The following is an 18825-nucleotide window of genomic DNA, read 5'->3' on the forward strand; positions in this document are numbered from 1 at the left end:
ATAAATACTCAAAACAATGAACAAGAGAAAATAAAAAATATTATAGAGAAATATATCAAAAAAGAATGCTTAAAAGAAATAAAAAAAGATCAGACTGGCTTTAAATTAAAACCTAAATCAATAATTGAGTGGTTACAGTTTAATGCAAGGTATATGCAAATATATTATTGAATATTTCAAAGGTATATTTATGTGAAAGTATATGGAGTTAATAACTCAAGGCTAGTTGTCTCCATATACTTTATATTTTGGGAAAATATTATCTACTATAAATAATATTTTCCTTGGTAGGAATCTCTAATTGAAAGCTCTTTATCTATACCATTTAAAACACTTCTTTTATCAAGACTCCACCACGGTTCGACCAATGTATCCCTAGATCCGTCTCCTGTTAATCTGTGAATTGTTATATTAGGATTTAGCCTTTCTAAAATATCACAGATTAAATGGATGTATTCTTCTTTTTCTAACAACTCAAATTTAGTTGAATTATAATATTTTTCAAGGTCAGTTCCCTTAATTATATGAAGTAGATGCAACTTTACCCCCTGAATATCCATACTAGAAACTTTTGAAATTGATTCAAAGATCATATCTTTTGTTTCATTTGGAATACCTAATATTAAATGGGTTACTACATTTATATTGTAAGATCTTAATTTTTTTACTTTTTCTTTGAACAAAGAAAAAGGATATCCTCTTCTTAGAAACTCAGCACTTCCATCATGTATAGTTTGAAGTCCAATCTCAATCCAAAGATATGTTTTTTTACTCAATTCACTTATCAACTGTATAACATCATCATCTAAGCAATCAGGTCTTGTTGCTATTGCAATACCAACTACACTATCACAATTAATAGCTGCTTCATACTTTTTTCTTAGAATGTCAACGTCAGCATAAGTGTTTGTGAAATTCTGAAAATAGGCAATATATTTGCCATTAGGCCATTTATTACTTAGTAGATTAATTTGATCTTCAATCTGTTTATCTATAGATAAAATTCTGTCTGAAGCATACTCTCCAGAACCGCTATCGCTACAAAATATACATCCATTAAAACCTATTTTTCCGTCCCTATTAGGGCAAGTAAATCCCCCATCTAGTGATAGCTTGAAAATTTTTTCATTAAATATCTTTCTAAGTTCGAAGTTTAGTGAATGATACCTTTTATCAAACCAACGCAAATTATTACACATCCTTTATATTTATATAGTGTAGATTTTATTTTACTATGCAAAATAAAATCTTTCAAGGAATAATAATATGAATTCTGAATATATATAAACATATTTAGAAGGTATTTTTTGATAAAAGTGTAATTATATACATATTAAAAAATAATAGAGGGGAAGTTTATAATGCGTAGACAATTAAAAGCGGACCTAGCCTTATTATTTGTAACTATAGGATGGGGAGCTTCTTTTATACTAACCAAAAATTCATTATCGGAATTGGAAACATACAATTTTTTAGCCATAAGATTTTTAATAGCTTTTATAATATCTAGCTGTGTATTCTTTAAAAATATGATTAAATCAGATAAGAAAACTATAAAATATGGGCTTATATTAGGTATTATACTTTATGCCCATTATGCATTTCAAACAGTTGGACTTAACTATACAACAGCTTCAAAATCTGCATTTATAACTGGTTCAAATGTTATAATGGTTCCTATATTATCAGCACTTATGATTAAGCAATCTCCTAAAAGAAAGTCATTAATAAGTGCAATGCTTGCATTAATAGGGCTTGCAATGCTTACATTAAATGAAAACATCACAAGTATTAATATTGGTGATATATATACCTTGGTATGTGCTGGTGTATTTGCTATATATATAATATTTGTAGGAAAATATACTTGGGAATGTGAGTCTATATCGTTAGCTGTTGTTCAATTTGGGGTTGTTGCTTTTTTAAGTGCTGTAACTTCAATTGCGATGGAAAGTCCTATAGTACCATCTCGAAATGACGTTTGGATGAATATAATTATATTGAGTGTAGTATGTACTTCGGGTGCATTTATAATACAAAGTGTTGCCCAAAAGTTTACAACTTCGAATCATACAGCTCTAATTTATTCAGCAGAACCTGTATTTGCAGCTATGTTTGGATATTTTTTATATTCTGAAGTCATAACTATTAAAACAGGAATAGGAGCATTTTTAATATTATTGGGAATGATAATATCTGAAGTTGATTTTAACATATTCTTAAGATCAAAAGAAAAAGAAGAAGATAACTTAATAAATAGTGAATAAAGAACATTTATTAAAAAAATTCATCTATATTTGATATAGATGAATTTTTTTTGCATATTCAGGAAAAACTTGTATTGTAAGAAAAGGTAGGTGAATATACTTGAATGAAATAAATATAAAAGATAATAATGCTTTCATACATTTTCCAAATATACTCAGAAATCATATTAAAGAAAATTATAAGGAGGGGCATAAAGAAATAGTTATATTATGTATAGGGACAGATAGGTGTACAGGAGACTCACTGGGGCCATTAATTGGATATAAGCTTCAAAATAAAATAAATAAATACAAAGAAATCTATATACATGGAACATTAGAAGAGCCTGTTCATGCAAAAAATTTAAATGATACAATTGAATATATAAATGAACATTATGAAAGCCCTTTTATAATAGCTATAGATGCATGCCTAGGGTCATCTGATAGAATAGGATGTATTAAAGTATCAAATGGAGCATTGAAACCTGGAGCAGGTGTAAATAAAACATTACCTTCTGTAGGAGATATAAATATATTAGGAATAGTAAATGTATCAGGTTTCATGGAATTTATGGTTTTACAAAATACACGATTACAATTAATAATGAAAATGTCTGAATTTATATCAAGGGGAATAGATCATGCGTTATGGACATGCACTCAGAAAAATCAAGTACAGAACAATACATTATTAAAAAGCCATTTGCATTAATGCAAATGGCTTTTTAATAATGTATTGTTCCTAGTAGAAAATTAAAGAAAAAATTTTAAATTTTATTGTAACAATATAAAAAGATAAAACATAAAATAATATGTACTTAAATAGTAAGGAGGTATAATATGAGTTTATTTAAAGCTTTCAAAAAAAAGAAGAAAAAGAATCTAACAGATGATAACAATAAAAAAGAACTAAAAGTGAGCAAAAAAGTAAAAAAAACAAAACGTGAAAATTTGGAAGAAAAAAAACATAATGAAGCAAGAGAAGATAATATAGAATATCTTAATGAAGAAATTGATAATGGACCAAAGCCAAGCAAAAAGAAAAAAAATAGAAACAGTAAAAGTAATAAAAATAATACTACTGAAATTATAGAATTAATAGATGATGGTGAAATAGAAAAATAGTAGAACAACACATAATGTGTTGTTCTACTATTTTTTTGAAAATAATACAAAATTTAAGAAAAATTTAAGAAAAATTTAAGTAAATTAAAATACTAAAATGTTATAATCGTACTGTAAACAAAATAATTACAATTTATTCCATGTAATTTAAATAAGGTAGGAGGTAAATTAAATGACAAAAAAAAAGAAAATAATGGGTATATCAATAATTTTAGTTATTTTATTATTTATAGTACTAAATTTTAAATCAGCAGGATCAAGTGATGACATACCGGTAATAACAACTGATATAAGAACAAGTAATATAAGCTCTGATATATATGTCAAAGGTGAATTAAAAAGTAAAATAAAATCAGAAATATCTTCAGATCTTACATATATAGTAGATAATATATTTGTAAACGTAGGAGACAAAGTAAAAAAAGGGGATAAATTAGCAACATTTGATATGAAAGAATTAAATCAAGATATAGAATCTGCTAAACTTGAATTTGAAATTCAAGAAGCTCAATATAAAGAAAAAAATATTGAAGAACGTATATTATGTCTAAAAAAAGATGTAGAAAACCAAACTATGGATTTTGAAATTGCTCAAAATAAATATGAAAGTTCTAAATCATTATATGAATTAGGAAGTATTAGTAAAGATGAACTTGATTCTGATTATAATACATATAAAAAAGCTCAAAATAATTTAGATAAAATAAAAGTAGATTTAAATAAAGCTATAAGAGAAAAGAATAATGATTCTGATGCGAAATCATTAGAACTTAAAAAATTAAATTTAAAGCAAAAAATAGATGATTTAAGTAAATCAACAGTAATAAGTCCAATTGATGGAACGGTTACAGCTATTGATGCAAAAATTGGATCAATTCCTAAAGGTGCTGGAGGAATATTTGTTATCGAAGATTTGAAAAATTTGAAAGCAACATTTGATATAAATGAATTTGATATAAGTAAATTACATAAAGGACAAAAAATAAATTTAACTACTGAATCTCTTCCTGATGCTGCTTTTAAAGGAAAGATAACTAATATCTATCCAACAGCACGAATAAAAGAGGGTTCCGCTTCAGGTAAACAAATAATAATTCCTGTAGAAGTAGATTTAATTGGAAATATAAAAGGTTTAAGACCAGGACTTATAATTGAATCTAAAATAGAGACAGAGAAACGAAAAGATGCGTTAGTTCTTCCTTATGAAGCAATTTATGAAAAACAAGATAAAACTAATTGCATATTTGTGGTAAAAGATGAAATGCTAAAGGAAATACCTGTTAAACTAGGAATTCAAAGTGATTTAGTTGTACAAGTTATCTCAAAAGATATAAAGCCTGGTGATAAAGTAGCACTTAATCCTAATGAAGCTTTTATAGATGGTATGAAGGTTTCTACTATGAAGTAGTTAGAAAGAAGGTATAAAAATGATAGAAGTTAAAAATCTAGAAAAAGTATATCAAAATGGAGATATAAAAGTTCCTGCATTAAAAAACATTTCTCTTACTATAGAAGAGGGAGAATTTGTAGCAATAATGGGTTCTTCTGGATCAGGTAAATCTACTTTTATGAATATTTTAGGCTGTCTTGATAAACCAACTTCTGGAGAATATCTATTGGATGGAATACCAATACAAGATAGAAATGAAGAAGAATTATCAAATATAAGAAATCTGAAGATAGGATTTGTGTTTCAGTCATTTAACCTTATTCCAAGAACATCTTCACTGAAAAATGTAGAATTACCACTTTTATATGCTAGAAAAAACCAAAATGTTAGAAGAGAGAAAGCTATCTCGATTTTAGAAAAGGTTGGATTAAAAGAAAGAATACATCATATGCCTAATGAACTATCTGGAGGTCAAAGGCAGAGAGTTGCAATAGCTAGAGCATTAGCTAATGAACCACCTTTAATTTTAGCAGATGAGCCAACTGGAAATCTTGATACAAAATCAGGAGATGAAGTAATGGAAATTTTTAAGAAGTTGAATGATGAAGGTGTAACAATAATACTTGTAACACATGAACCTGAAATCGCACAACATTGCAAAAGAATAGTCGCTTTTAAAGATGGGATTTTAATAAAAGATGAACTTGTTAAAAATAGATTATAAATTTTTAGATTGGAGGTTATTATCTTGTTTTTTTTAGAAAATTTTAAGCTAGCTATATCCAGTCTAAGAGCAAATAAGATGAGATCTTTTTTGACAATGCTTGGTATAATAATAGGAATTAGCTCTGTTATTACAATAATGACTCTAGGAGAAATTGGTAAAGCAAGTATAGGTAAAGAATTCGAAGGCTTTGGTACTCATAGAGTAAGTATTCGCTTAAATTGGAGTGATGAAATAAGATCTACTGATTTTTTAAGCGATAGTGAACTTGAAAAAATAAAGAATGCATTTTCCAAGGAAATTAAATATATATCTCCTATTACTTGGGGATCTGGAAAGGCTAAGAAGAACAAATCATTTGCAGGTGTAGATATACAGGGAACAAATGATGACTATAAATATGTAGGAAAAGTAGACATTATAAACGGAAGATTTTTAAATAATTCAGATATTAAAGCAAGACGATATGTAGCTGTTATAAACAAAAAACTTGCTCTTAAGTTGTTTAAAAGAGCAAATGTAGTTGGAGAAACTGTAAAGATAGAAAGTGGAGATTCTGCACAACGTTTTGTTATAGTAGGTGTATATCAAGACCCACCTTCAGTATTTGATAAATTCAATAAAGATGATACAACTTTACTTTATGCTCCTGTAAGTGTTGTAGAATATGGTGGTTTGTATAGTTCCGTTCAAGCACAACTATCTAAAACCGTTGATATTGATTTAACGTGTAATAAAATTGCAGAATATGCATCTAGAATAAAAAACAAGAAAGGTTTGTATAGTGTAAGATCTGCAAAAAGTGAAATGAATATAGTAGATAATGTATTAAGTAAGATATCTTTAGGAATAGGAGCAGTAGCTGCTATATCTTTATTAGTTGGTGGAATAGGTGTTATGAATATAATGCTGGTTTCTGTAACTGAAAGAACTAGAGAGATAGGAATAAGAAAGGCTTTAGGAGCTAAAAGAAAGGATATATTACTTCAGTTTTTGGTAGAATCAATGATAATATCAGGTGTAGGAGGATTAATAGGAGTAACACTTGGGCTTGGAATATCTAATATAGCAGCTATTGTATTGAAAGTAAACCCTAGCGTACCAATTAGATACATACTAATAAGTGTTTCTTTTTCAGCTATTGTTGGAGTTTTCTTTGGATTATATCCTGCTAATAAAGCAGCTAAACTTGATCCTATAGAAGCACTTAGATATGAATAAATAATTGATTGGAGGTTAACATGAAAAAAAATAGATATATATTTTTATTTGTTATGATTGCATTGTTTACACTTTTTAATTCAATCATAACATTCAAATCATTTACAGATGATAAGGAAAATAATATATTAACTTTGGAAAAAGCTCAAACTAAAGCTGTATTAAATTCAAATATATTAAGCGAAGGTAAGAGGAGTTTGGAGTCATTATACGATGAACGTTCAAAAACAAAGAGGCAAGAAAAACAAACAAAAAATTTAGGTTCATTTACACTCGAAGATTATAAATACAAATCTGGTGATGCAATGAAAATAGTAGATATAAAGATCAAAGGTAGTGAAATAAAATTAAAAGAAGAAGAAAAAGAAATAAAGAGAAAAGTATTAACTTTATTTCAAGATATTCTTATAAAGCAAAAGGAATTAGATATAGCAAAAATGAATATGGAATATGAATATAATCAGTTAGAAATATCAAAGTTAAAAAATACGCTTGGTAAAATCTCAAACATTAATTTAGAAAGTAGCCAAAATAAATATGATGAGATTGTTACATCATTAAGCACCAAAGAGATTGAATTAGAAAATTTATATAATAGTTTGAATCAACTGATGGGACATGAAATTAATAAAAGGTATGTTGTTGTACTAGCTGATATGTATATAGACTTTAATATTGATAATATAAAAAAACCTGAAAATATTATAGATGTAGTTTTGGAAAATAGGTCTGATTATGTAGATTTAAAAAATAGTTATGAAATTCAAAATCTAAATTTAAATAATATCAAAATTAAATATACTCCAAATACATACATATATCAAGAGGAAGAGAGAACTCTAAAGAATTATAAAGAATCATATCAAGAAAAAGAAATTTCAATAAAAAATGAGTTAGAAGATGAATATTCTCAACTTGCTCTATCTAAGAAAAAATTAAATAATAATGAACAAGTTTTAAAAAATGCTAAAATCAATCTTCAAAATAAATATAATTTTTTTGAATGCGGCAGATTAAGCAAAATGGATATGGAAAATGCTAAAATAGATACGATGAATAAAGAACTCAGTTATATGAGTAATAAATTTGAGTTTCAAAGAAATTTATATAAATATATATCAAATTATGATTATACTAAATAAATGTAATAAGAAAGCTTAGAATTTATTCTAAGCTTTCTTTTATATTAAACAAGAAGTTAATAATTAAACTACTGAGCATGAGTGCTTAAAATCATATAGATTTATACATCTCTGCGATTTATGTAGTTGTTTATTAATTTCTCGTTGTAATATTATAATAACCGATTCTAATGAATATATTCTGGAATATTTAGTAAAAATCTGAGGTATAAATTAAAATTATAGTATAGTTATTTATAATTTTAATTTTTTTATATTTTGAATTAGTTATTGAATTTAGATTATAATTTTTGTAATATCCCATACAAATAAATATTATTATATTTGTATGGGATAATATTAATACTAAATGTTTTAAAAATATATTAGATTATAAGAAATAGTTAGTTTTAAAAAAATATATATAAATATAAGTAATATTTTTTAGGAGGTTTTTTATGAGTTCTAAGGCAGAAGTATTCAAAGAGTGGGATAATCATTTATTAAACGATAGTAAGCCTTCGGTATATTTTAATGAAATTAAAAATAATAATATGTTAAATGAACATCCTTTATCAATGTTAAAAAAATTAGAAGATACTCCTCAATCTGAGAAATATCATCCAGAAGGAAGCGTATGGAACCATACTATGATGGTACTTGATGTTGCTGCGGATAAAAAGAGATTGAGTAAGAATCCTAGAGTATTTATGTGGGCAGCTTTGCTTCATGATATAGGTAAGCCATCTACAACTAAAGTAAGTAAAAAGAAGATAACATCCTATAACCATGATTCTATAGGAGCTAAGTTGGCAAGAGAATTTTTAGTTGAATTTACTGATGATAATAAATTTATTGATGAAGTATGTATTCTTGTAAGATGGCATATGCACTTATTATTCGTAGTAAAAGATTTACCCTTTGCAAAAATAGATGAAATGTTATCTGAAACAACTGTTGAGGAATTAGCTTTATTTGGAACTTGCGACAGATTGGGTAGAGGTAATATGTCTGAAGAAAAAATAAAAGAGGAAGATAAAAATATAGAAATATTTATAAAAAAATGCAAACAGCATTTACAAAATAAAAAATAAAAATGATGTACCGTGATTAATCACACTATACTTTTTGATACCATATATTATATCAAAAAGTAGGGGGACGTCTTAAATGAAAAAATGCTCTAGATTTAAACACTGTGGATTTATAAAAAAATATGAAGATATAGGATTATACGATGATTTAATAGAACTATACTGTAAAGGTAAAAAAAAGAAAGAATGTAAACGCAGAGAATTTAATAAAGAAAAGGGATATTCTCCTGATGACAATATGCTTCCTAATGGAAAGATGGGAAAGCGTAAATAAAATCATATGAAAATTAAAGTGCATATATTGTTTATCTTGACAATATATGCACTTTTAATATACAGTTTTATAGTATAATTTTAAGCTATGACGTCAATATAGGAGGTAAAAAATGACTAGTAAATCAACTAATGCATATTGTAATAATCTTAATAATAGCGTATATACTACTAAAGAAGCAGCTGAAATAATAAATATTTCTCAATCTACACTTAGGAAGTACGAAGAAAAATATAATATACATGTTCAAAGAAATAAAAAAGGGCATAGAAGATACTCTGTTGAAAATATTAATGAGTTTCAAGAAATATTGAACTTAAAAAATGCAAAAAAGAATAAAAATCAGTTCTTATTAGAGAATACTAATAAATATAACGGAGGTTTGGAAAATACTATAAATAATTCTATACAAAACAGCAGTTATATTTCTTTAGAATCTCAAAATGATGTGAGAAGAAATTTTGAAAAATACATAACAAACTTTACAAAGGAATTATTTAAAAATAATAATGATATACTGTTAAATGAATTTAATCATTGTTTAAATGATAGAGTTGACGGACAAATAGAAAAATTGATAAAGTTAATAAAAGTTGAAAACAATCAGTTAAGATCAGAAAATAAAAGATTAATAAATATGATATATGAATTAAATTCTAAAGTAGATCTTTTAATTCAAAAGGAAGAACCTAAAGATGAGCCAACGGGGTTAAGCAGGTTATTCAGTAAAAATAAATAGTTTACATAATGTTTTTAATGTAAACGTAATGACGATTATAATAACTCTTAGCCTTAGGCATTGTTCGCCTAAGGCTTATTTACATCTCTAAAGATAGACTTAAAATTAAGGATTTATTTCGAAATTTATATATTGCAAAATAAACTGATTATATTCATTTTTATAATATTTAAATTCTACATATTCATTTTCATTTAGGATATTTTCCATAAAATATGGTTTTAAATTAGATGTTAATCTCAATACTAATATTTCATTATTTGATTCAACCTCTATAGAATTATCATCGATCATTCCATTATAGCAGCCTGTAGCTACATGTTCTTGCTTATCATTGAATGTAAATCCTGTTAGGTTAAATATTAATACTGAAATCAATAAAAAAATAAATACCTTTCTCATATGTATGTCCTCCTTTCTAACAAAAAAATATGAAATTATAATTCTTGAAGTAATAAATAGAATTGAATTTATTTTAATATATGCAGGCATATTTATATGTATTCCTAGTTACTATAAAGTTTATATATAAAAAAAATTTATTATATTGACAATTCAAAATAATAAATATATAATACATTTTAAAGATAAACAATTGATTTAAAGACTATGAAGAGAAGAGTAACTATATTAGTTTTATTTCAGCGAATCGATGGTGGTGGGAGATCGATATAAAAAATATAGTGAAGAACATCTCTGAGTTTCTAACCGAAATCACATGAGAGTAGGCTTAGACGGATCTAAACCGTTATAGTTAGGCAGTATCGAGTTTATATAAACTCCGTACTTGCTAAGGGAGCTTAGAGCTAATTAGAGTGGTACCGCGGAAGTCAAACCTTTCGTCTCTATATTTATATAGAGATGAGAGGTTTTTTTATTATAAAAAAATCTTTATTCATTAATTAAAAAACATGGCCGTGTTTAAATAAAGTGATGAATTACAAATTTATAACTATTAAAAAACTAAATTAAACAATAATAGGAGGAATATACATTATGTTAGAGAGATTAGTAATACCTACAGGATATGAACCTAAATTAGGACTTAAAGAAACAGAGATTGCCATAAAACAAATAAAGGACTTTTTCCAAATAAACTTATCAGATAGATTGAACTTAACTAGGGTATCAGCACCATTATTTGTAAAACCTGAATCAGGCCTTAATGACAACTTAAATGGTGTAGAAAGACCAGTATCATTCGATGTTAGAGGAGACAATCATTCAGAAGCAGAGATAGTACATTCTTTAGCTAAGTGGAAGAGAATGGCTTTAGCTAGATATAAATTCGATGTACATGAAGGCCTATATACAGATATGAACGCTATAAGAAGAGATGAGGATTTAGATAACTTACACTCAATTTATGTAGATCAATGGGATTGGGAAAAAATTATAACAAAAGAGGATAGAAGTGAGATGTATCTAAAGAATATAGTTAACACTATATTCAGTGTTTTTAAAGAAACAGAACAACGTATGTATGAATTATATGATATAGAAAAAATTCTTCCTGAAGAAATTTTCTTTATAACATCACAAGAATTAGAAGATAAGTACCCAGGACTTACTTCTAAAGAAAGAGAATCTGCAATTGCAAAAGAAAAAGGCGCTGTATTCATAATGAAAATAGGAGATCTTTTAAAATCAGGAGAAAAACACGATGGAAGAGCACCGGATTATGATGATTGGGAATTAAATGGAGATATAATATTCTGGAATCCTGTATTAGAGAGAGAGTTTGAACTTTCTTCAATGGGAATAAGAGTAGATAAAAAAGCTTTAGAGAAGCAACTTTCTTTAGCTGGTTGTGAATCAAGAAAAGAATTTGAGTTCCATAAAATGTTGCTAGAAGATAAATTACCATTGACAATTGGTGGTGGAATAGGACAGTCTAGAATCTGTATGTTCTTTTTAAGAAAAGCTCATATAGGAGAAGTTCAAGCTTCTATTTGGCCAAAAGAAATGATAGAGAAATGTGAAGAAGAAAATATATTCTTATTATAAAAAAATAGGTAAGAAGTTAAGACACTATATAAAAAAGAAAAAGGATATTAAGAAAGGTAATATATTACCTTTCTTAATATCCTTTTTCTTTTTTTATAATTTTAGATATTATAATATATTTGTAAGTGTTAGTTTTTCATTTTCAGATATTAGTTCGAAAAATTTCTTGAGGGATTGTAATTGTTCGTGGGATAGAGATATATTTTTAAGTTCAATATTTTTTATAAGTTTTGCCATGGCAATATCAATATTATCAATTTCATGATGATCCAACAAAACACTCCATTTATATCTAACATTATCCCACTTCTTATCAATCTTCATAAATTCATCACGTGCCTTTTTCCAATTGTTTTTATCTATATTATCAGATATAGAGTTTATTGAATTTATAAATTCAATACAACTATCATCTATATAATGACTGTATATATAATTCCAAGAAACTATTATAATAACGGCAGCTATTATAGATATAATAAAAGGTTTCATTTAAATATCTCCTTTATTTAATTTTTTTTGTACGAAAATATCTTTACTCTCATCTATGCTGCAAAAAAACACCTCTTCTATAGTAACTATATTGTTTTGTTTTAGAATATGTTTTAACCAAGATTCATCTAGGTTAAGGTATTTCAAATTTCCGTAATTTATCTTACCGTCTATTATTAACGATGTAGGTAGCCCTTCATATATGGGAGAAACTTTAAGATCTTCGACTGTAGGTGGTCTTTTATTTGGTTTTGGAATTATACTTAAATCTCCGCTTGTTTCTAATATAGCGTATTCAATATCTTTAATTGCAGGATAGTCTTTTATTCTCAATTGTTCTATTAGATCGTTCATATTAATTCTAAGTCGCTTAAGTTCTCTATCATTTATAATACCTTTGTTTATTAAAATACTTGGTTTTCCGCATATGAACGTTCTCGCTTTTTCACTTTTTAAATTTATGAATGATATAGTTATTTGAGCAAATGATATAGTAAAGATAGCTATAATTCCGTTAATTAAAGGAAGTTTAGTATCTTCCATAGGAAGAGCTGCAAGTTCAGCTATCATCAATGTGACTACTAACTCAAAAGGTTGCATTTCCGACAATTCTCCCTTACCCATAATGCGAACACTTATAAGTACAAATATATATAATATTAAAGTTCTAACTAGTATTATGATCATTTAAACATATCTCCTTATTGGCATATTATATTAGATAGAATTTCCAATATATAAATATTTATACTTAATTTTAAATAAATACTTAAATGATAAAATTAAAACCCCTACGACTTTTAACAAAAAGTAGAAGGGGTTAATTTGAACTATATATACATTTAAGAGCATATCTTATTTTGATTTTAAAATAATCATTATATTAAATTTGGCTTTATAGAATTACCTCTAACATCAACATCAATTATTTTTTCCACGATATCATTTTTAAATCCAATTATATAATCAGTCATATTAGCACAAGAACATGAATGGTTAGGTATTATCTGTATCTTATCTCCGATTTTTAAATTAGTTTTTGAAGCTATTCTTATTTTTCCTACTTCTTCTGACAAACCTATAATTTCTAATTCATCATGATCTTTAACCTTACCGAATCCATTTATAAGAGAACTTGCATGAGCACCTTTATCTAAGCCTAAGCATTTGCTACCAACATCTACTATAAATAAATCATCTTTAGGTTTAGAAATTATCGTACCTAAAACTGTTAAAGAGCATTCGTTTTCTTCGCATACATTTAATGAAAGCTGAATATTGTCATAGAATGGATAGTTTCCAGGTCTTAAAATATTTATATTTGAATCTGTTATAACATTGAAGAATGTAGGAGTACTACCTGTTGCTACTATACTTATATCGAAAGAATTACTGATTAGATTATCTCTAGCTATTTTTAATGATTCACTTTCTTGCTTAGATACCTCAGAAATTTCTTTACCTGATGATACACCGTAAACTTGACCTGGGTGAGTACTAATTCCTATTAATTTCAAGTTAGAATAGTTACATATTTTTTTAGCTAAATCACTTGAAGCATTAGGAGATACGCCTAATCTGTTTAAGCCACAATTGATTATGATTAGGTATTCCATTGTTAGATTCTCTTTTTTTAGTTCGTTATCAAAAAGTCTTGCACCATCTTCTCCATCGAAACTTAAAATTATTCTAGCTTTTTTAGATAAATCAATGACTCTTTTTATATTTGCTTTAGAAACTATGGGATATGCTAAACATATATTATCTAGTCCAGCATTAATAAAAGCTTCTGCTTCATCGATTGTGCCAACTAAAAAACCTTTTGCTCCATATTCTCTTTGCAGCTTTGCTATATATGTACTTTTGTGAGTTTTAGTCATAGGCCAAAGCTCTTTGTTGTTTTCATTACAAAGTTTTTGAACTTTTTTTAGATTGGCTTCTAAAATATCTAAATTTAATAAAAAACTAGGTGTTTGCAATTCACAAATATTCATTTTCATTCCCCTTTCTATTATAAAACTTTAAAAACATTAAATTTAATTTAAAAATAATAAATCACATTTAATATTCTAGCAATAATATTTATTATGGTCAATGTTTTAAATTATTAATTATGATATAATTTACATTATTAAAAAAGAAGTTACAGTAAGAAAAGGAGAATTATATGAATGACATAAATGTTGGTAAAAAAATATCTGAGTATAGAAAATCAAAGAATATAACTATTACTCAATTAGCTAAAATGGCTAGTGTAACACCTTCTTTATTGAGTCAAATTGAAAAGGGAACTGCTAATCCATCTATAAATACACTTAAAATTATTTCGAAATCCCTAGATATACCCCTATTTACATTCTTTGTTACACAGGTGGATACAAATCAGCTAATAGTACGATCGAATACGCGAAAAAAAATGATATTTCCTCAAAATAATAATCTCTCATATGAATTATTATCACCAAATTTAAATGGAGCTATTGAATTTGCCTTAATAACACTAACTACTAATTCTCAATCATCTAATGAATCTATGTCTCATGAAGGTGAGGAGGTTGCGTATGTTATAAATGGAAAAGTAAATATTCATTTAAACAACGAGGTGATTACATTGAATGAAGGTGATAGTATAAAAATACTCCCTCATATGAAACATAAATGGGAGAATCCATATAACAAGGATGCAAATGTTATATTTGCTATTACGCCTCCATCTTTTTAAAAAGAGGATAAAATACATTTATAGTAAAATGTATTTTATCCTCTTTTTTTATTAGTGCTATTTATTGGTTACTATAGAATAATATTTTTGAAATTCGAGAATGAGACAGTTTCTTTTTAAAACAGATTTGATTTAATAATTTAGAATAAGCAATATTAATAGGATAACAGAAATCAAGATAAGTATAGATATAACTCATAATGACATAGTAAGTCTTTTGCTTAATTGTTTTAAAATTTTCAATAAAAGAACTATTATAATACGATGAAAAAAAAGTTGACTTATGTAGAAAAAACTAGTAATATATATACTTGTGAGTAGTCAAATAAGACCCATTAGCTCAGTCGGTAGAGCACCTGACTTTTAATCAGGGTGTCCCGCGTTCGAGTCGCGGATGGGTCACCAAAATTTGGCCCCTTGGTCAAGCGGTTAAGACACCGCCCTTTCACGGCGGTAACAGGGGTTCGATTCCCCTAGGGGTCACCAATGTCAAGGCTACATTAAATAAAACCTCAAGAATTATATTCTTGAGGTTTTTTATTATTTCTAAAACTAATGCCCAGGTAGATCTCCTAAAGTAAATATACTATCAATAAAAGCAGATAGGTAAATGTTTTGTTAAAGATCTTTTTTTAAACTACTCATGCTTATATATTCATTTATTAAAACATCTAATTGTTTACTTAGATTTATTAATTCTTCATTTTTATATAAAATGTTTTGATTTGCTGTTACAGCATATATTTTTTCTCTAAGTTCATTAATTTCTTCTTTTTTGTTTATTAAATTCATGTGTCCACCTTCCCATTAAAATAGCAATCAGACCATTTTAATTACTTATTTTGTACATAATAATTAGACTGTAAAAATAAAAAAAAGTTTCATAAAAACATATAAAGTTTAAATATTATTCTCAAAAGAGGTATTTAATAGAATACAAAGTATGTAAACATAAACGCCTCTTACTCTATCAGGTTTCCAAGTGATTTTCTATTTAGCAATAAACTTAAATTTTCTTTTCGGTAAAGAACATTTGTTCTTTATTGTATTATAGCATATCTTTGGAATTAAAAAAAGTAGAATAGAAGAAATTTAAATAAGAATAAATTAATATTGAACAATAGCTATATTCTTATAGTGGTTGCTATTGAATTTGCTTCAAAATAAAATTATTTAATAAAACTTATATTTAATATAAAAACTCAAATTACACAAAGAAATGTTTGTATTATATTATGTCTATTACTGCCTACAGCATTAGTATTTGTTCCTGGGGATTATGAAGTAAGTGTACGTTCTTCAACTGATGTTATAAAAGAAAATATCCTTAGAAATCAACAATATAATGAAGTGAAAAGAGTAAATATTTTTTTAGATAGCAAGAAAACAACTAATGAATAAAAATTACTGTATAAATTCTTATGATTAATATATAAAAAGCTATCAATAGTATTCTACAAACTATGGGTACAATAGTAATAGGTATATTAGAAGAAAAAAGGTTAATAGTTAATAAAGATTATTAACTATTAACCTTTTTTTAATGTAGCATATTTTAGATTTATTTTTTGAACGAAAAGAAGTAAATTGAATATATTAAGGAGATACGTAACTAATACATTTCACGTAGAGGGTCTTCTCCGTACTGATTAGGTCCATCAGTTCCTTTTTTTAATAATAAAAGTAGATGGAGATATATATTATATATAGGTATTATCAGTAAAAAATAATGAGTCCCAGCTCTTTCTATATCGTGCAGTCTTTTGATTATAAGACAAATATTAATTATAGATGCAATAATAGCTGATATTATATATATATAAACTAAAAAAGTATTCTCTGTATACTCTGTAACATGCAATAAAAACATCAGAATAAAGCTTATTAATAATGAATATCCAAAATATTTAGCACGATTTATTCGGCCTTCAAAAGTGAATAAATTTGACATATAATAACCACCTTTTTATATACGTTAGATTTTTTAATATACATATAATATATTAATTAGCTATAAAAAATGTTAATTATATTAGAAATTGAAGTAAATTATAAAGTAGGAAATTTAACTTTAATAAATAAATTTTTAAGATATAACAATTGAAAAGAATAAATTTTTAAAAGAGAATGCAACTTATTCTCTTCTTTTTTCTATATAATTTTGATATAATAAAATTTGAATCAAAAAAGCAAATATAACAAGCTTTAAAGTAGTTAAGGAGGAATTATTTTGGGTAAAAGAAAACAAGTACATGTTCCTATAGAAAAAATAAGAGAACAGGATAAATATATAGAGGTTATAAAATCTCAAAATGATAGATATTTTGAAATGGCTGGAAAGAGAAAAAAACATCTTACTGTAACGTATGGTTGTCAAATGAATGAACATGATTCAGAAAAGTTAGATGCAATGTTAAACCAAATGGGATACGACAAGACGGATAAAACCGAAGAGGCAGACCTTATAATATACAATACTTGTGCTGTTAGGGAAAATGCTGAGCTTAAAGTATATGGAAATTTAGGCCATCTAAAAGTTTTAAAGGAAAAAAACCCCAATCTCGTAATTGCTGTTTGTGGCTGTATGATGCAACAGCCTCACGTAGTTGAAGAAATAAAGAAAAAATTTAAGCATGTAAATTTAGTTTTTGGAACACATAATCTATATAGATTTGCACAGCTTCTTTCTGAATCATTAGAAAGTGATCAAATACTTGTAGATGTTTGGGACGTAGATGGAGAGGTTGTTGAAGGATTAAGAAGCAATAGAAAATATGAATTAAAGGCATTTGTAAATATAGCTTATGGATGCAACAATTTCTGTACTTACTGTATAGTACCTTACACTAGAGGCCGTGAAAGAAGCAGAAATCCAGAAGATATAATAAAAGAAGTTAAGGATCTTGCTCAAAATGGAACTAAAGAAATAACACTATTAGGTCAAAATGTGAATTCATACGGTAATACATTTGAAACTCCATTTTCTTTTGCGAATCTTTTAAGAGAACTTAATAAGATAGATGGAATAGAAAGAATAAGATTCATGACATCTCACCCTAAAGATTTATCTGATGATTTGATATATGCTATGAAAGAGTGCGATAAAGTATGTGAATATTTACATTTACCTATCCAATCTGGTAGCACTAAAGTTTTAAAGGAAATGAACAGAAAATATACTAAAGAAGATTACCTATCTTTAGTAAAGAAGATAAAAGAAGAAATACCTGGAATAACTTTATCTACGGATATAATGATAGGCTTCCCCGGGGAAACAGAAGAAGATTTCTTAGATACATTGGATGTAGTTAAAAAAGTAGAGTATGATTCCGCGTTTACATTTATATATTCAATTAGAAAAGGAACTCCAGCAGCTGATATGGAAAATCAAATTCCTAATGATGTAAAGCATGATCGTTTTAATAGACTTCTAGAAGAGGTTAACAATATAGCTAAAGAAAAAAATATGAAGTATAAGGGTGACATTGTAGAAGTTTTAGTTGAGGGGGAAAGCAAGAATGATAGTTCGAAACTCTCTGGTAGAACTAGACATAATAAACTTGTAAACTTTGAAGGTCCAAAAGAGCTTGTAGGACAATTAGTTAATGTGAAGATAGCAGAAGTTAGAAGATTTTCTTTAAATGGAATACTTATCGAAGAATAGCAC

General features: G+C 26.7%; 20 protein-coding genes, 2 tRNA genes and 1 other annotated feature. Of the genes, 15 read left to right on the top strand and 7 right to left on the bottom strand.

Going from position 1 to position 18825, the window contains the following annotated elements:
* Positions 1 to 266: 266 nt before the first annotated feature.
* Entirely contained in the window at positions 267 to 1187 is a 921-nt protein-coding gene (locus M2214_RS08640) for a TIGR01212 family radical SAM protein (RefSeq protein ID WP_248484617.1), read from the bottom strand.
* Between the two features lie 174 nt (positions 1188 to 1361).
* Between M2214_RS08640 and M2214_RS08645 the strand changes: the two genes are divergently transcribed.
* The 10 genes from M2214_RS08645 (at position 1362) to M2214_RS08690 (ending at position 9937) form a co-directional block, all read left to right on the top strand.
* A complete protein-coding gene (locus M2214_RS08645; protein WP_248484619.1) occupies positions 1362 to 2267 on the top strand; it encodes a DMT family transporter in 906 nt (301 codons plus the stop codon).
* Positions 2268 to 2367: 100 nt separating this feature from the next.
* A complete protein-coding gene (gene yyaC / locus M2214_RS08650) occupies positions 2368 to 2961 on the top strand; it encodes a spore protease YyaC (protein WP_248484621.1) in 594 nt (197 codons plus the stop codon).
* Positions 2962 to 3089: 128 nt separating this feature from the next.
* On the top strand, positions 3090 to 3374 hold the full coding sequence (locus M2214_RS08655) for a hypothetical protein (RefSeq protein WP_248484623.1): 285 nt from the start codon (positions 3090 to 3092) through the stop codon (positions 3372 to 3374).
* A 172-nt stretch (positions 3375 to 3546) separates the two neighbouring features.
* Positions 3547 to 4782: an efflux RND transporter periplasmic adaptor subunit gene (locus M2214_RS08660; RefSeq protein ID WP_248484626.1), complete on the top strand. Its 1236-nt coding sequence runs from the start codon at positions 3547 to 3549 to the stop codon at positions 4780 to 4782.
* A gap of 19 nt (positions 4783 to 4801) precedes the next feature.
* Complete coding sequence (locus tag M2214_RS08665) at positions 4802 to 5488, top strand: ABC transporter ATP-binding protein (protein WP_248484628.1); 687 nt, start codon at positions 4802 to 4804, stop codon at positions 5486 to 5488.
* A 24-nt stretch (positions 5489 to 5512) separates the two neighbouring features.
* Positions 5513 to 6709: an ABC transporter permease gene (locus M2214_RS08670; protein ID WP_248484630.1), complete on the top strand. Its 1197-nt coding sequence runs from the start codon at positions 5513 to 5515 to the stop codon at positions 6707 to 6709.
* A 20-nt stretch (positions 6710 to 6729) separates the two neighbouring features.
* Entirely contained in the window at positions 6730 to 7851 is a 1122-nt protein-coding gene (locus M2214_RS08675; protein ID WP_248484632.1) for a TolC family protein, read from the top strand.
* Positions 7852 to 8288: 437 nt separating this feature from the next.
* Positions 8289 to 8924, top strand: a complete 636-nt coding sequence (locus tag M2214_RS08680) for an HDIG domain-containing metalloprotein (RefSeq protein WP_248484634.1) — start codon at positions 8289 to 8291, stop codon at positions 8922 to 8924.
* Between the two features lie 76 nt (positions 8925 to 9000).
* On the top strand, positions 9001 to 9198 hold the full coding sequence (locus M2214_RS08685; RefSeq protein ID WP_248484636.1) for a hypothetical protein: 198 nt from the start codon (positions 9001 to 9003) through the stop codon (positions 9196 to 9198).
* Between the two features lie 112 nt (positions 9199 to 9310).
* Positions 9311 to 9937, top strand: a complete 627-nt coding sequence (locus tag M2214_RS08690) for a MerR family transcriptional regulator (protein WP_248484638.1) — start codon at positions 9311 to 9313, stop codon at positions 9935 to 9937.
* 105 nt (positions 9938 to 10042) lie between these two features.
* Here the strand turns inward: M2214_RS08690 and M2214_RS08695 are convergent, their stop codons facing one another.
* On the bottom strand, positions 10043 to 10339 hold the full coding sequence (locus M2214_RS08695; RefSeq protein ID WP_248484640.1) for a hypothetical protein: 297 nt from the start codon (positions 10337 to 10339) through the stop codon (positions 10043 to 10045).
* A gap of 198 nt (positions 10340 to 10537) precedes the next feature.
* Positions 10538 to 10787, top strand: a binding site (T-box leader).
* A 146-nt stretch (positions 10788 to 10933) separates the two neighbouring features.
* Between M2214_RS08695 and asnA the strand changes: the two genes are divergently transcribed.
* Positions 10934 to 11944 (top strand): aspartate--ammonia ligase, encoded by a 1011-nt coding sequence (gene asnA / locus M2214_RS08700; RefSeq protein WP_248484642.1) that lies wholly within the window; start codon positions 10934 to 10936, stop codon positions 11942 to 11944.
* Positions 11945 to 12052: 108 nt separating this feature from the next.
* Here the strand turns inward: asnA and M2214_RS08705 are convergent, their stop codons facing one another.
* The 3 genes from M2214_RS08705 to M2214_RS08715 all read right to left on the bottom strand — a co-directional run bounded on the left by M2214_RS08705 (position 12053) and on the right by M2214_RS08715 (position 14430).
* Positions 12053 to 12436: a DUF4363 family protein gene (locus M2214_RS08705; protein WP_248484643.1), complete on the bottom strand. Its 384-nt coding sequence runs from the start codon at positions 12434 to 12436 to the stop codon at positions 12053 to 12055.
* Positions 12437 to 13123 (bottom strand): DUF421 domain-containing protein, encoded by a 687-nt coding sequence (locus M2214_RS08710; RefSeq protein ID WP_248484644.1) that lies wholly within the window; start codon positions 13121 to 13123, stop codon positions 12437 to 12439. It abuts the gene before it with no gap.
* A gap of 191 nt (positions 13124 to 13314) precedes the next feature.
* Positions 13315 to 14430: an alanine racemase gene (locus tag M2214_RS08715; RefSeq protein ID WP_248484645.1), complete on the bottom strand. Its 1116-nt coding sequence runs from the start codon at positions 14428 to 14430 to the stop codon at positions 13315 to 13317.
* Between the two features lie 173 nt (positions 14431 to 14603).
* On the opposite strand from M2214_RS08715, the gene M2214_RS08720 reads away from it, so the two are divergent.
* The 3 genes from M2214_RS08720 (at position 14604) to M2214_RS08730 (ending at position 15644) form a co-directional block, all read left to right on the top strand.
* Entirely contained in the window at positions 14604 to 15158 is a 555-nt protein-coding gene (locus M2214_RS08720) for a helix-turn-helix domain-containing protein (protein ID WP_248484646.1), read from the top strand.
* A gap of 329 nt (positions 15159 to 15487) precedes the next feature.
* A tRNA-Lys gene (locus M2214_RS08725) sits at positions 15488 to 15563 on the top strand.
* A gap of 6 nt (positions 15564 to 15569) precedes the next feature.
* Positions 15570 to 15644, top strand: a tRNA-Glu gene (locus tag M2214_RS08730).
* Between the two features lie 132 nt (positions 15645 to 15776).
* On the opposite strand, the gene M2214_RS08735 is transcribed toward M2214_RS08730, so the two are convergent.
* Both M2214_RS08735 and M2214_RS08740 read right to left on the bottom strand, forming a co-directional pair.
* Complete coding sequence (locus M2214_RS08735) at positions 15777 to 15950, bottom strand: Spo0E family sporulation regulatory protein-aspartic acid phosphatase (RefSeq protein WP_248484647.1); 174 nt, start codon at positions 15948 to 15950, stop codon at positions 15777 to 15779.
* Between the two features lie 820 nt (positions 15951 to 16770).
* Positions 16771 to 17109 (bottom strand): DUF805 domain-containing protein, encoded by a 339-nt coding sequence (locus tag M2214_RS08740; RefSeq protein ID WP_248484648.1) that lies wholly within the window; start codon positions 17107 to 17109, stop codon positions 16771 to 16773.
* Between the two features lie 279 nt (positions 17110 to 17388).
* Between M2214_RS08740 and miaB the strand changes: the two genes are divergently transcribed.
* The gene (gene miaB / locus M2214_RS08745) at positions 17389 to 18822 is read left to right on the top strand and encodes a tRNA (N6-isopentenyl adenosine(37)-C2)-methylthiotransferase MiaB (protein ID WP_248484650.1); all 1434 of its coding nucleotides are present in this window, start codon (positions 17389 to 17391) and stop codon (positions 18820 to 18822) included.
* Positions 18823 to 18825: the final 3 nt, after the last annotated feature.

Source organism: Tepidibacter aestuarii, assembly GCF_934924865.1.
GTDB lineage: Bacteria > Bacillota > Clostridia > Peptostreptococcales > Peptostreptococcaceae > Tepidibacter_A > Tepidibacter_A aestuarii.

Coding starts and splice junctions, on each gene's coding strand:
- M2214_RS08645 (WP_248484619.1), top strand. CDS start 1,362: ATGCGTAGACAATTAAAAGCGGACCTAGCCTTATTATTTGTAACTATA.
- M2214_RS08655 (WP_248484623.1), top strand. CDS start 3,090: ATGAGTTTATTTAAAGCTTTCAAAAAAAAGAAGAAAAAGAATCTAACA.
- M2214_RS08660 (WP_248484626.1), top strand. CDS start 3,547: ATGACAAAAAAAAAGAAAATAATGGGTATATCAATAATTTTAGTTATT.
- M2214_RS08665 (WP_248484628.1), top strand. CDS start 4,802: ATGATAGAAGTTAAAAATCTAGAAAAAGTATATCAAAATGGAGATATA.
- M2214_RS08675 (WP_248484632.1), top strand. CDS start 6,730: ATGAAAAAAAATAGATATATATTTTTATTTGTTATGATTGCATTGTTT.
- M2214_RS08680 (WP_248484634.1), top strand. CDS start 8,289: ATGAGTTCTAAGGCAGAAGTATTCAAAGAGTGGGATAATCATTTATTA.
- M2214_RS08685 (WP_248484636.1), top strand. CDS start 9,001: ATGAAAAAATGCTCTAGATTTAAACACTGTGGATTTATAAAAAAATAT.
- M2214_RS08690 (WP_248484638.1), top strand. CDS start 9,311: ATGACTAGTAAATCAACTAATGCATATTGTAATAATCTTAATAATAGC.
- M2214_RS08695 (WP_248484640.1), bottom strand. CDS start 10,339: ATGAGAAAGGTATTTATTTTTTTATTGATTTCAGTATTAATATTTAAC.
- asnA (WP_248484642.1), top strand. CDS start 10,934: ATGTTAGAGAGATTAGTAATACCTACAGGATATGAACCTAAATTAGGA.
- M2214_RS08705 (WP_248484643.1), bottom strand. CDS start 12,436: ATGAAACCTTTTATTATATCTATAATAGCTGCCGTTATTATAATAGTT.
- M2214_RS08710 (WP_248484644.1), bottom strand. CDS start 13,123: ATGATCATAATACTAGTTAGAACTTTAATATTATATATATTTGTACTT.
- M2214_RS08715 (WP_248484645.1), bottom strand. CDS start 14,430: ATGAATATTTGTGAATTGCAAACACCTAGTTTTTTATTAAATTTAGAT.
- M2214_RS08720 (WP_248484646.1), top strand. CDS start 14,604: ATGAATGACATAAATGTTGGTAAAAAAATATCTGAGTATAGAAAATCA.
- M2214_RS08735 (WP_248484647.1), bottom strand. CDS start 15,950: ATGAATTTAATAAACAAAAAAGAAGAAATTAATGAACTTAGAGAAAAA.
- M2214_RS08740 (WP_248484648.1), bottom strand. CDS start 17,109: ATGTCAAATTTATTCACTTTTGAAGGCCGAATAAATCGTGCTAAATAT.